The sequence below is a fragment of the Stenotrophomonas sp. Steno-Z4 genome (genome assembly GCF_056393145.1).
This window is the reverse complement of record NZ_JBWJPC010000007.1, coordinates 86,048-98,881: the sequence shown is the minus strand read 5'-3', so window position 1 is coordinate 98,881 and position 12,834 is coordinate 86,048. Positions and strand designations below refer to the sequence as shown.

Here is a 12,834-nt window from a genome sequence, read left to right as displayed (position 1 = left end):
TCAACGACGTTAAATCACGTGCTGCCCGCTCAACCGGCGTGGCGGGCCACCAGTACCCCCACCGCATCCTGCAGCGACAGCCCACGGGCGCGCAGCAGCACGGTGAGGTGGAACAGCAGGTCGGCCGATTCGCCCAGCAACGCTCCATCGTCCTGCGCCACGCCAGCCAGTGCCGTCTCTACGCCCTCTTCGCCCACTTTCTGCGCGATCCGGCGCAGACCCTGCTCGAACAGGGTGGTGGTGTAGCTGTTGGCCGGGCGCTGCTGTTCGCGTTCGCGCACCAGCGCGTCGAGGCGACCGAGGAAATTGCCGGGCGCCTGGGCGAAGCAGCTTTCGCTGCCGGTATGGCAGGTCGGGCCGGCCGGGCGCGCGCTCACCAGCAGGGTGTCGCGGTCGCAGTCCACGCGCACGGCGACCACCTCCAGCACGTTGCCGGACGATTCGCCCTTGGTCCACAACCGCTGCCTGCTGCGGCTATAGAAGGTCATGCGCCCGGTTTCCAGGGTCAGCGCCAGCGATTCGGGGTTGGCGTAGCCCAGCATCAGCACCGCGAGCGTGTCGGCGTCCTGCACCACCACCGGCAACAGCCCATCGCCCTTGGCCCAGTCCAGCTGTTCCAGCGACTCACGGGCGGGCAATACTTCAATAGACATCACGAACCTCGATCTGCTGCTCGCGCAGGAACTGCTTGAGCGCGGGAATGGCAATGGCGCCACTGTGGAACACGCTGGCGGCCAGCGCGCCGTCAACATCCGCCTGGTCGAACACATCGGCGAAGTGCTGCATGTCGCCGGCACCGCCGGAGGCGATCAGCGGCACGCTGCACAGCGCCCGCGCCTGGCGCAGCTGGGCTACGTCGTAGCCGCGGCGCACGCCGTCGCTGTCCATGCAGTTGAGCACGATCTCGCCGGCGCCACGGCGCTGGGCTTCCACCAGCCAGTCCAGGGTCCGCACCGGCACCGCCTGGGTCTTGTCCGGGTCGCCGCTGAAGCGACGCACGCGCCACTCGCCATCGGGCTCGCGTACCGAATCGATGCCGACCACCACGCACTGCACGCCGAAAGCATCGGCCAGCTCTTCGATCAGCGCGGGGCGGCCCAGCGCCGGCGAGTTGATCGAGATCTTGTCCGCGCCGGCATACAGCACGTGGCGGGCGGTCTCCACGTCGCTGATGCCACCCGCCACGCAGAACGGAATGTCGATCAGCCGCGCGATGCGCTCGATCCAGCCCACGTCCACCGCGCGCCCTTCCGGGCTGGCGCCGATGTCGTAGAACACCAGCTCGTCGGCGCCCTGGTCGCGGTAGCGCAGCGCCAGTTCGGCGATGTCGCCCATGTCCACGTGATCGCGGAAGCGCACGCCCTTGACCACGCGGCCATCGCGCACGTCCAGGCACGGAATCAGCCGGCGGCTCAACATGCCAGCGCCTCCTGCAGGGTCATGCGGCCTTCCAGCAGCGCTTTGCCGAGGATCGCCCCGCCGCAGCCGACCGCCTTGGCGTCGGCCACGTCTGCGCCACTGCGTACCCCGCCCGAGGCCTGCACCGCTACGCCAGGCAGCAGGTTGGAGAGATGACGGTAGAGGTCGATGTTGGGGCCGGACAGCATGCCGTCGCGGGCGATATCGGTGCACAGCAGGTGGCGCATCCCGGCCTGCGCATAGCGCTGGGCCAGCTCGTCCAGGGTCACGTCGGCAGTTTCAGTCCAGCCATGGACCGGCAGCAGCCAGCGGCCGTCGTCGGCCTGGCGCGCGTCCAGTGCGATGGTCAGGCGCTCGGCGCCGAACGCCTGCAGCCAGCCGATCACGGTCTCGGGCTCGCGTACCGACACCGAGCCCACCACCACGCGCGCCGCGCCGGCATCCAGCAGCCGCGCCACATCGTCGCGGCGGCGGATGCCGCCACCGGTCTGCACCTTCAGGCCGCTTTCGCTGGCAATCGCGCTGAGCAGCGGGGCCAGGGTGTAGCCGCCGGCGCGCGCGGCGTCCAGGTCGACCAGGTGCATCCAGCTCGCACCCGCTGCGGCGAACGCCTTCGCGCGCGGCAGCGGATCGTCGCCGTAGGTGGTCTGCTGGGCGTAGTCGCCCTGCAGCAGGCGCACCACGCGCCCCTCACGGATGTCCAACGCGGGATAGACGGTGAAACTCATGCGGGTTCGTTCTCGAGGAAGTTGCGCAGGATCCGCGCGCCGGTGGCGGCGGAACGCTCGGGGTGGAACTGCGCGCCACTGTGGCGGCCTCGCTGCACCACTGCCGCGAACAGGCCGCCGTGGTCGCAGGCGGCCACGGTGTGTTCGTTCAAGGGGGCGGCATAGCTGTGCACGAAGTAGGCGCTGGCGCGGTCGGCCACGCCGTCCATCAACGCGGCCTGGCGCAGCGGCAGCAGCCGGTTCCATCCCATGTGCGGGACGCGGATGCCGGTCGCCGGGTGCAGGTGGCGGACCACGCCCGGCAGCAGGCCCAGGCATTCCACGTTGCCCTCTTCGGAGTGTTCGAACAGCAGCTGCATGCCCAGGCAGATGCCCAGCAGTGGCACCTGCAGCTCACGCAGCGGCTGCACCAAGCCCTGCGCATGCAGGCGTGCCATGCCGTGCGGCGCCGCGCCCACGCCGGGCAGGATCACCCGCGATGCGCCGCGCAGGCCTGCCGCATCGCGCACCAGTTGCACGCGTGCCCCCAGTCGCTCCAGTGCGTAGCGCACCGAGCCGAGATTGGCGCCGCCGGCATCGATGAGGGCAACGTCGGTCACAGCGCCCCCTTGGTGCTGGGCAGCGCCGTGCCCTGCCGTGGCAGCGCCTGGCGCAGTGCGCGGGCCAGCGCCTTGAAGCAGGCTTCCACCTTGTGGTGGTCGTTGTCGCCGCGCACGCTCAGGTGCAGGTTCAGGCCCGAGGCATCGCACAGCGAACGGAAGAAGTGCGGCACCAGCTCGGTCGGCATGTCACCCACGCGCTCGCGCTTGAACTCGCCTTCGAACACGAAGTATGGGCGGCCGCTGAAGTCCAGCGCAGCGCTGGCCAGGGTCTCGTCCATCGGCAGGGTGAAGCCGTAGCGGCCGATCCCGCGCTTGTCGCCCAGTGCTTCGCGCAGGGCCTGGCCCAGCGCCAGCCCGGTATCTTCGATGGTGTGGTGCTCGTCGATGTGCAGGTCGCCTTCGGCCTGCACGCTCAATGCAAACCCGCCGTGCTTGCCGATCTGCTCCAGCATGTGGTCGAAGAACGGCAGCCCGGTGTGGGTCTGCGGTTCGGCGGTGCGGTCCAGGTCGACCTCGACCCGGATGCGGGTTTCCCTGGTGTTGCGCTGTACGGTGGCGCGGCGTGGCGCATCGGCCAGTTCATGGGCGATGCCGTTCCAGTCCCACTCGCCGCCAAACTGTCCGGTGCGCAGCTGGAAGCCACGGATGTTCATGTTCTGCGCGAACTGGATATCGGTCGGGCGGTCACCGACCATGGCCGAGCGCGCCCAGTCGATGCTGCGGTCCTGCAGGTACGGCAGCATCATGCCGATGCCGGGCTTGCGCGTGGGCGCGTTGTCGTGCGGCCAGCTGCCATCGATCAACACGTCACGGAACACGATGCCCTGGCTGGCGAAGATCTGCAGCATCAGGTCGTTGGGGCCGTCGAAGGACGCCTGCGGGTAGCCTTCGCTGCCCAGCCCGTCCTGGTTGCTGACGATCACGAACTGGTAGCCGGCATCGCGCAGCTTCAGCATCGCCGGGATCACATCGCGCACGAAGCGGATCTTTTCGTAGGCGTCGATCTGGAAATCGGCGGGCTCTTCGATCAGGGTGCCGTCGCGGTCGACGAACAGGATGGGGGTCATGCGGCGGCCCTCCGGGCGCTGAGTACCTGGAGCACGCGGTCGTTCTCCTCCGGGCTGCCAACGGTGATGCGCAGTGCATCGTGCAGTTGCGGCGCGGCGCGCTGGTCGCGCACCACCACGCCAGCGGCGAGCAGCGCGTCGAACGCGGCCTGGGCGTCACTGAAACGCACCAGCAGGTAATTGCCCTGCGAGGGGTACACGCGGACCACGCCGGGGGCCTGCTGCAGGGCCGCCGCCAGGCGGCCACGTTCGGCCTTGATCTGGGCCACGCGCGACGCGGTGACCTCGAGCGCAGCCGGTTCCAGCGCGGCCAGGGCCAGTGCAGTACACGGCGCGGGCACCGGGTACGGGGCCTGGCAACGGCGCAGCGTCTGGATCAACGCGGGGGCGGCGATCAGGCTGCCGATCCGGGCGGCGGCCAAGGCGTGGGCCTTGGACAGGGTGCGCAGCACCGCTACGTTGTCACGGTGCGCCAGCAGACTGGTCGCCGATGCCTGCTCCGCGTACTCGCCGTAGGCCTCATCCACCACCACCAGTGCCCTGCCCTGCAGCGCCCGGGCAACGCGTTCGATGTCGTCCAGCGAGATCGTGCTGCCGGCCGGGTTCGACGGCGTGCACAGGAACACCAGCTTGGCATTGCCTGCCAGGGCGGCGGCGATGATGGCGTCGATATCCGCCTCCAACCCAGCCCCGGTATCCCGCAGCGGCACTTCCAGCAGCGGTGCATTCTGCAGGCGCGCGCACACCGCATACATGCCGAACACCGGTGGGGTCACCAGCACGGCGTCGCGGCCGGGTTCGCACAGTGCGCGCACCAGCAGGTCGATGGCTTCATCGCTGCCACGGCCGATCAGCAGCTGGTCGGGGGAGCAGCCGTACAGCGCGGCCAGCCGCGCGCGCAGCGCTTCGGGTTGCGGTTCTGGGTAGCGGCGGGCGATGCCCTGCGCGTCGGCAGGATTGGCCCAGGCCGATTCATTGGCATTGAGCCATACGTCACCCACCAGCGCGCTGCTGCGTGCCGAGGAATACCCGGCGAACGCGCGCAGGTCGCTGCGCACCAGGTCAAGCACGGTACCGGCGCTCATGCGGCCGTCTCCATGCGCAGTGCCACCGCGTTCTCATGCGCGTCCAGCCCTTCGGCACGCGCCAGCACGCGCGCGCAGTTGCCGATGGCGGCGATGCCCTGTGCGGTGGCGGCCTGCACGCTGATCATGTTCTGGAAGCTGGCCACGCTCACCCCGCTGTAGGCGCGCGCGGCGCCGGCAGTGGGCAGCACGTGGTTGGTGCCGCTGCAGTAATCGCCCAGCGCTTCGGGGGTGTAATCGCCCAGGAACACCGAACCGGCTGCTTCCACCTGTGCCAGCCAATCGCGCGGTTCGCGCAGCGCCAGGATCAGGTGCTCGGGAGCGTAGCGGTTGCTGATCTGGAAGGCCTGCACCAGCGAATCGACCAGGATCAGCCGCGAGGACTGCAGTGCCTGCGCGGCGATGTCGGCGCGCGAGAGCTGCGCCAACTGTACCTGCACCTGCGCCTCGACCCTGGCCAGCATGTCGGCATCATCGGTAAGCAGCAGTACCTGCGAATCGGGGCCGTGTTCGGCCTGCGAAAGCAGATCGGCGGCGACGAAGGCGGGGTTGGCGCCGGCATCGGCGATCACCAGGACTTCCGAAGGGCCGGCCGGCATGTCGATCGCCGCCGCGCCATCCTGGGCGACCTGCTGCTTGGCTTCGGTCACGTAGCTGTTGCCCGGGCCATACAGCTTGTCGCAGGCGGGTACGCTGGCCGTTCCGTAGGCCATGGCGGCGATCGCCTGCGCACCGCCCAGCTTGAACACGCGGTGCACGCCGGTCAGGCGCGCGGCGACCAGCACGGCCGGATCGGCGCTGCCGTCGCGGCGCGGCGGGGTGCACAGCACCACTTCACGGCAGCCGGCCAGCTGCGCCGGCACGCCGAGCATCAATGCGGTGGACGGCAGCGGCGCGCTGCCTGCCGGCACGTACAGGCCGACGCGGCCAATGGGCCGCACCATGCGTTCGCAGCGCACGCCCGGCGCGGTTTCCACCGCATAGCCTTGGCTCATGCCGGCCTTGTGGAACAGGCGGATGCGCTCGGCGGCTTCGGTCATCGCCTGGCGCAATTCGGCCGGCACCGTACGCTCGGCGGCGGCAAACTCCTCATCATTCACTTCAAACGAGGCCGGGGCCACGCCGTCGAAACGCAGGCTGATTTCGCGCAGGGCGGCATCACCATCATCACGCACCGCCGCGATCAGGGCGGCCACCGATTCGCGGGTACGCGCGGCCACGGCCTGCACCGGGCGCTGCAGCGCCTGTGCCTGTTCGCTGTCGCTCAACTGGGACCATTGCAGACGATTCATGCCAGCGACCGCTCCACGCTCAACACCATCAACCCCTGGGCGCCTGCGCGCTCCAGCTCTTCCAACCGCTGCCAGGTCAATGCGCCGTGGCACATGGTCTGCAAACGCAGGTGGCCGCCATCATCGGGCAACTGCACCAGCGGGTCGGCATCGGGCAACAGGCGGGCCAGTTCAGACACGCGGTCCAGTTCGGCGCGGAACATCAGCAGCTTGCTGTCCTGCAGCTTCACCACGCCGTCGAGGCGGCGCAGCAGCATGGCCATCAGGCCAGCGCGGGCATCGTCGGGGGTTTTCACCGGGCCGGCCAGCACGGCTTCGCTTTCCAGCAGCGTTTCCACCGGCTTGAGCTGGTTGGCGGCCAGGGTGGCGCCGCTGGAGACCAGGTCGCAGATCAGATCGGCGGTGCCGAGGCGGGGGGCAATCTCCACCGAACCGGACAGCTCCACCACCTGGGCATCCACGCCGCGCTCGGCCAGCCAGTCGGCCAGGATCGCGGGGTAGCTGGTGGCGATGCGCTTGCCGGCCAGCTGCTGCACGCCCTGCCAGTCCCATTCCTCGGGCACGGCCAGCATCAGCCGGCACTGGCCGAAGTTCAGGCCGCGCAGCGCCTGGTAGGCATCGGGCAGGCCGATGCGGCGGCGGGCGGCGCCCTGCTCGTCCAGTTCATTGCGGCCGACGATGCCGAAATCGCAGACGCCGTCGGCGATCAGGCCGGGGATGTCGTCATCGCGCACCAGAAGCAGGTCCACCGGCAGCGATTCGCCGTAGCAGAACAGCTTGTCGCGGCTCTGCCGCCAGCTCAGCCCGCAGGCGGTCAACAGGCTGCGCGCCGGTTCGGCCAGGCGCCCGCTCTTCTGGATGGCAATACGCAGCCGGTCACGTGCCGGGGCGGTCTGGGTTGCACTCATGGGGGAGGTCTCTACTCGGATTCGGGGGCTGCAGGCGTGGCGGTCGCGGCAATGGCGGCGGCATAGCCGCCGTGGCCATGGTCCAGCGAGCGCGCCACGCGCCCGGTGGTGGTCACGCTGACACCAGTCAATTCATGGATTTCGCGATACGGCACGCCCTGCCGCAGCAGCGGCACTACCTTCCAGCGGTCGGACAGCGCCTCCAACTCGGCCGGGGTGCACAGGTCGCGCAGGAACGCAGTGACCTGCCCGGCGCTGGACAGGCCGGCAAACGCGCCAGCCAAGCTGTCCAGGTCGGCCTGGGGGTCTTTCTCACGGGGAACAGGGCGGATTTTCATCGTATCAATGTAATAGCGTGCTATTACATTAGCGCAAAAGCGGGCTGGTGCCAAATCGGCTTCAACTTCCCGTTTCCTCCGTTCAGGTTTAGGCCCTCATTCCAGCGGGGATCGAGCTACCCGTTCCGTCGCCGGGCGCTGCCCGGCTGGCGATGGATATGGGCGAACAGCTGGCGGCCTTTGGATGGCCCAAGCTGGGCCGGCGGGTGCGGGTACGCGGGACACGCCGTGAACCCGTCCATGGGGACTCGTAGAAAACATCCATGTTTTCTACGGTCCCGCATACCCGCCCCCGCCGACCCTCGACGGTGCGTTGGTGGCCATGGAACGTCAAAGGCCGGGTTCGATGTTTTTCATGCGTTACCGGGCGTTGAGTTGTTCGGTGCGGTCGTTTGGAAACCAACCCTACCGCTGCTACCCATGACATCCGCAGCGGTAGGGTCGGTCGTAAGACGACTGCCAGGAAGCCATCCACATGCGATAACGCATGACCCGGAAACGAAGCCGCTATCGCTGTAACCCCTGGCCACCAACCACCCCGCACCGTCCCACCAAACCAGGAATCACGTGCAAACAGGCTGTTCTCCTGGATGCATGGAAGCACCGGGCAACGCCCAGTGCACAGTGAAATCCCGCTATCAGACACCCAGAAACAACAACGGCACCCGAAGGTGCCGTTGCCAGACAAGCATCAACCAAACCAGACTCACGCCATCGCGCGCGTCTGCTCCAGCTCCACCTGCAATGCACTGGCCAGCTCATCGCGGGCAACGTCGAACTGCTGCTCGCGCAGCAGATCCTTCACCGCCACCACGCCGCGCGCCAGCTCGTCTTCACCGGCCAGCACCACGAAGCGGATGCCTGCCTTGGCCGCGTACTGGAACTGCTTGCCGATCTTCTTCGGCTCCATCTGCACTTCCGCATTGATCCCGCCCACGCGCAGGCGACGGGCGATATCCAGCGAATCGGCCAGGCCGTTGTCGTCCATCAGCGCCACCAGCGCGTGCACGCTGCTGTCTTCGATGCCCGCGATCAGCCCCGCCTCGCGCAGCTGCCAGAACAGGCGGGTCAGGCCGATGGAAATGCCCACGCCCGGCAGCTTTGACTTGCTGTAATGGCTGGCCAGGTCCTCGTAACGGCCGCCCGAACAGATCGAACCGATCTGCGGGTGGTCGGTCAGCGTGGTTTCGTACACCGTGCCGGTGTAGTAATCCAGGCCGCGCGCGATCGAGAAGTTCAGGCAGTACGCCGTTTCCGGCACGCCCAGCGCCTTCACCAGCTGCAGAACCTCGCGCAGCTCGGCCACGCCCAGCTGCAGCGTCTCGCTGGCAGCGCCATCGGCCACCAGCGCATCCAGCTGCGCCAACGCATCGGCATGGCTGCTTGACCGCACCGCCACGAACGCCAGGATCCGGTCCACCTGTTCGGCCGGGATCGCGAAGCCTTCGCCGGTCAGCGTTTCGCGCACGTAATCCGGGCCGCGCTTGTCGAGCTTGTCGACCTCGCGCAGCACCGCCATCTGGCGCTCGCCGTCGGCCACGCCGAGGCTTTCGAAGAAACCGCGCATCAGCTTGCGGTTGTTCAGCTGGACCGAGAAATCACCGATGCGCAGCTCCGCGAACACCGCATGGATGACCGCCAGCACTTCGGCGTCATAGCGGGTGCTCAGGCTGTCCTTGCCGATCACGTCGATGTCGCACTGGTAGAACTCGCGGAACCGGCCGCGCTGGGCGCGCTCGCCGCGGTACACCCGCTGCATCTGGTAACGGCGGAACGGGAAGGTCAGGTCGTGTTCGTGCTCGGCCACGTAACGCGCCAGCGGCACGGTCAGGTCGAAGCGCAGCGCCAGCTCCGGCAGGCTCTTGTCACCCGCTTCGGCCGCATTGGCCAACGCGCCGGTCGACTGCACGAAATACACCTGGCGCTCAGTCTCGCCACCGGACTTGGTCAGCAACACATCGGACAGCTCGAACACCGGGGTCTCCACCGGCAGGAACCCGAACCGCTCGTAATTGCGGCGGATGACGTCCAGCATGCGCTGGAACGCGATCTGCTCGCGCGGCAGCAGTTCCATGATGCCGGGCGGCGTACGGGGCTTGATCACTTGCGGGACTCCTGCGGGGGAACTTGGGGGAAGAGCGAGCTGCATATTCTAGCCGCAGCCGGGCCGCGCGGCCGTCATCGGCCGCGTCGAACTTGGCCAACGGCCGCATGACGTATCATAGGCAGGCCCCGCTCCCTGGTTCGACATGACCCGGCCCCACTCCGGAACCACCGTTGACGCTGTAGAAGATCCCGCACCGGGCTGCTCGCCGCTGCGTGACTGCCTGCACTGCTCGGTGCGCCACCTGGCCGTGTGTTCGGCGCTGTCGCCCGATGAAGTCCAGGCCCTGGAACGGGTCACGGTGTCGCAGCCGCTGCCGCTGGGGGCCACCCTGGTCCGCGCTGGCGAGGCCCGCCAACATGTCTATACCTTGACCGAAGGCGCGCTGCGGCTGGTCCGCACCCTGGCAGATGGCCGCCGCCAGGTCAGCGGATTCGTGCTGCCCGGTGATTATCTCGGGCTGACCGGCAGCGACCATCACCGCTACGACATCGAAGCCATCGCCGACAGCCGGGTCTGCCGCGTGGGCCTGGCCCCGATGAAGGACCTGCGCGCACGCTATCCGCACCTGGAGCGCAAGCTGCTGCAGCGCGCCTGCCAGGCGCTGGACGAAGCAGCCGATGCCGCGCTGGCGCTGGGCCGCCTGCAGCCCGCCGAAAAGCTGGCTGATTTCCTGCTGCGGCTGGCCGCGCGTGAAGCGCGGCTGGGCGGGGATGGGTTGCGGGTGATCCTGCCGATGGGGCGCAGCGACATTGCCGACCATCTTGGCCTGACCATGGAAACGGTGAGCCGCACATTCACCAAGCTGCGGCAGCAGGGCTTGATTGCCCTGCCCCACCTGAACACCGTGGAGATTCTGGATGAGGCTGGGTTGCAGGTGCTGTGCGGGGGCTGAGGGGTAGCTTCGGTCACCTTTAAACTCCGGCCGGGTGTGCATCAGCCGAAACAGCACGGTTTTTGATGCTTGCGCCGCGCGTTGCGCGGTGGTCGACCAACGGTCGACCCTACGAATTGCTACGTCCCGGGTTGGGATCCGGATACATCAGGACAGCAGGAATTCGCGCAGCGCCGTGTAATGCGGTGGGCACGGTTGGGCGTGCGCGGGGCGTTCCAACAGCGCCGACAGTGCTGGCGGTACCTCGATGGGGCGGCCGATCAGCGGTTCGACCACCGATTCGAATTTGGCTGGATGTGCGGTTGCGGCGACCGCCCAATCGCCCTGCACGCCTTCGGCGCGAAGTTGTTCCAGCAGCTTCACCGCCGTGGCGGTGTGCGGGCAGAAGACCTCGCCCGCTGCCGCATGGCGCCGGGCGATCAGTTCGCGGATCGCCGCATCGTCGACCGCCTCGACGCGGAACGCCGCGCGCAGTGCATCGTCGTCTTCTTCATACAGCCAGCGCAGCCGCTCGAAGTTGCTGGGCGCGCCGACGTCCATCGCGTTGGCCAGGGTGGCTACGCTGTGCAGCGGCCGGTATCCACCGCCGTGGAAAAAGCGCGGCAGCACGTCGTTGGCATTGGTGGCCAGTGCGATCTGCCCCAGCGGCAGGCCAATCGCGTGGGCAAGTACCGCTGCCATCGCGTTGCCGAGGTTGCCGGTGGGCACCACCAGGTTCAGTACCTCGCCGGTCGCCTCATGGTGGGTCAGAGCCGCGTCGGCGTAGTAGCTCATCTGGGGCAGCCATCGGCCGAGGCTGATGCTGTTGGCCGAGCTCAGGGGAACCTCTGCCTGCAGCTCGCGGTCGCCCAGAGCCTGCTTCACCATCGCCTGGCAGTCGTCGAACGAACCGGCCACGCGCAGCGCGTGGATGTTGTCGCCGAAGCAGCCCAGCTGGTGCGCTTGGCGCGGCGATACCCGGCCATCGGGATACAGCACCACCACGCGGATGCCCGGCTGGCGATGGAACGCGGCCGCGACGGCCGCGCCGGTGTCGCCCGAGGTGGCCACCACGATGGTCAGCGGGCGGGCACGGTCACGCTGTAGCTGGGCCAGGCTGGCCGCAAGGAAACGCGCGCCGAAATCCTTGAACGCGGCGGTCGGCCCATGGAACAACTCCAACACGTGGTCGCCCGGGGTGGCCAGCGCACGCAGCGGTGCCGGGAAATTGAAGGCCTCCGCGCACAACGTGGCCAGGTGCGGCGCAAGCGCGTCACCGGCGAAGAACGGCGCCAGCACCGCTTCGGCGTTGCGCGCCAGGCTGCCCTGCGCCTGCCAGCGCTGCGCCTGGGGTCGCTGCTGCGGAACATACAGCCCGCCATCGGGGGCAAGGCCGGCGGCGATGGCCGCACTCAGGGTGGCTGCAGGTGCGGCGTGACGGGTCGAAACGAATTGCATGGAAGATCCTGGCAGAAGAGTGGAAAGCGCGCTCACAGCAGGCATGCCCCGGGCGCGTCCAACGGCGATACCCAGCCCTGGCTGTCGAAACCAGCAACGGCAAAAGCGTCCTGCACGGCGTGCTGCGCGGCCTGCGCCGCCGCTTGGCTGTCAAACCACGCGAACACGCTGGGGCCGGCCCCCGAAATGCTGGCGCCCAGTGCACCGGCCGCCAACGCAGCGTCGCGCGCCGCGTCGAAGCCCTCGATGAGGCCGGCGCGACGCGGTTCCACCAGCACGTCGCGCAGGCCGGCGCGCACCAGCTCGGCATCTCCGCGGAAGCAGCCGCTCAACATCAGCGCCAGGTTCGCGCTTTGCGTGACGAATTCGGAAAGGTGGTAGCTGCCTTGCAGTGCCGCGCGCGCACGACGGGTTTCCAGGACGGCGTCTGGATGCACCAGCAGGCTGTACCACCCGGCGGGCACCGGGATGCTCACCAGCCGGTCCGCCGTGCTGAGCACCAACCCGCCCAGCAGCATCGGTCCGAGATTGTCGCCATGCCGGCCGCCACTGGCCACCGCCTCACCGGTCAGCGCGAACGGATACAACGCCTCGCGCGACAGCGGCGTATCCAGCAGCGCATTGGCCGCCACCAGCGCGGCCACGCACGACGCCGCCGAGCCGCCCATGCCCGAGCCCAGCGCGATGCCCTTGTCGATCTCCAGTTCGAAGCCGAACGGCAACGCAAGCGCGTCGATCATCGCCAGCAGCGCCGCCCCTGCCGTGTTGTCGGCCGCCACCAGCGGCAGATCCACCGTGGTGCCGCGGATCGCCAGGATTCGCACGCCCGGCGCGTCAGTGCGGCGCACGGTCACGGTGTCGCCTACGCCCGCGATGACATGGCCGAGGATGTCGAACCCCACCGCGACATTCCCCACCGATGCCGGCGAGAACGCGCGCGCCTCCAGCACGTCGTCTGG

Annotated in this window: 13 protein-coding genes; 1 reads left to right on the top strand and 12 read right to left on the bottom strand. The window is 68.5% G+C overall.

Features of this window, described 5'->3' with window-relative positions; all coding sequences use genetic code 11:
* Positions 1-29 precede the first annotated feature (29 nt).
* The 10 genes from hisIE to hisS form a co-directional block, all read right to left on the bottom strand.
* Positions 30-653, bottom strand: coding sequence for a bifunctional phosphoribosyl-AMP cyclohydrolase/phosphoribosyl-ATP diphosphatase HisIE (gene hisIE / locus AC06E7_RS16155; RefSeq protein WP_478065326.1), 624 nt, complete (start codon positions 651-653; stop codon positions 30-32).
* On the bottom strand, positions 643-1,419 hold the full coding sequence (gene hisF, locus AC06E7_RS16150; RefSeq protein ID WP_478065325.1) for an imidazole glycerol phosphate synthase subunit HisF: 777 nt from the start codon (positions 1,417-1,419) through the stop codon (positions 643-645). Before hisF ends, hisIE begins: the two co-directional genes overlap by 11 nt.
* Complete coding sequence (gene hisA / locus AC06E7_RS16145; protein ID WP_184123780.1) at positions 1,413-2,147, bottom strand: 1-(5-phosphoribosyl)-5-[(5-phosphoribosylamino)methylideneamino]imidazole-4-carboxamide isomerase; 735 nt, start codon at positions 2,145-2,147, stop codon at positions 1,413-1,415. Before hisA ends, hisF begins: the two co-directional genes overlap by 7 nt.
* The gene (gene hisH, locus AC06E7_RS16140; RefSeq protein ID WP_093534481.1) at positions 2,144-2,746 is read right to left on the bottom strand and encodes an imidazole glycerol phosphate synthase subunit HisH; all 603 of its coding nucleotides are present in this window, start codon (positions 2,744-2,746) and stop codon (positions 2,144-2,146) included. Before hisH ends, hisA begins: the two co-directional genes overlap by 4 nt.
* Positions 2,743-3,816: a bifunctional histidinol-phosphatase/imidazoleglycerol-phosphate dehydratase HisB gene (gene hisB, locus AC06E7_RS16135; protein ID WP_478065324.1), complete on the bottom strand. Its 1,074-nt coding sequence runs from the start codon at positions 3,814-3,816 to the stop codon at positions 2,743-2,745. The genes hisH and hisB overlap by 4 nt, the downstream gene beginning before the upstream one ends.
* Positions 3,813-4,901 (bottom strand): histidinol-phosphate transaminase, encoded by a 1,089-nt coding sequence (gene hisC, locus AC06E7_RS16130; RefSeq protein ID WP_478065323.1) that lies wholly within the window; start codon positions 4,899-4,901, stop codon positions 3,813-3,815. The genes hisB and hisC overlap by 4 nt, the downstream gene beginning before the upstream one ends.
* Positions 4,898-6,193 carry a histidinol dehydrogenase gene (gene hisD / locus AC06E7_RS16125; protein WP_210132414.1) on the bottom strand — a complete coding sequence of 432 codons (1,296 nt, stop codon included), beginning with the start codon at positions 6,191-6,193 and terminating at the stop codon, positions 4,898-4,900. Before hisD ends, hisC begins: the two co-directional genes overlap by 4 nt.
* Positions 6,190-7,101, bottom strand: coding sequence for an ATP phosphoribosyltransferase (hisG, locus tag AC06E7_RS16120; protein WP_093534473.1), 912 nt, complete (start codon positions 7,099-7,101; stop codon positions 6,190-6,192). Before hisG ends, hisD begins: the two co-directional genes overlap by 4 nt.
* Positions 7,102-7,112: 11 nt before the next feature.
* Positions 7,113-7,439 carry a YerC/YecD family TrpR-related protein gene (locus AC06E7_RS16115; protein ID WP_068851414.1) on the bottom strand — a complete coding sequence of 109 codons (327 nt, stop codon included), beginning with the start codon at positions 7,437-7,439 and terminating at the stop codon, positions 7,113-7,115.
* A gap of 706 nt (positions 7,440-8,145) precedes the next feature.
* On the bottom strand, positions 8,146-9,543 hold the full coding sequence (hisS, locus tag AC06E7_RS16110) for a histidine--tRNA ligase (protein ID WP_478065322.1): 1,398 nt from the start codon (positions 9,541-9,543) through the stop codon (positions 8,146-8,148).
* Between the two features lie 145 nt (positions 9,544-9,688).
* On the opposite strand from hisS, the gene AC06E7_RS16105 reads away from it, so the two are divergent.
* Positions 9,689-10,438 (top strand): Crp/Fnr family transcriptional regulator, encoded by a 750-nt coding sequence (locus AC06E7_RS16105; protein ID WP_478065321.1) that lies wholly within the window; start codon positions 9,689-9,691, stop codon positions 10,436-10,438.
* A gap of 147 nt (positions 10,439-10,585) precedes the next feature.
* Here the strand turns inward: AC06E7_RS16105 and thrC are convergent, their stop codons facing one another.
* Positions 10,586-11,875 (bottom strand): threonine synthase, encoded by a 1,290-nt coding sequence (gene thrC, locus AC06E7_RS16100; RefSeq protein WP_478065320.1) that lies wholly within the window; start codon positions 11,873-11,875, stop codon positions 10,586-10,588.
* A gap of 32 nt (positions 11,876-11,907) precedes the next feature.
* The gene (locus AC06E7_RS16095; protein ID WP_184124338.1) at positions 11,908-12,822 is read right to left on the bottom strand and encodes a homoserine kinase; all 915 of its coding nucleotides are present in this window, start codon (positions 12,820-12,822) and stop codon (positions 11,908-11,910) included.
* Positions 12,823-12,834: the final 12 nt, after the last annotated feature.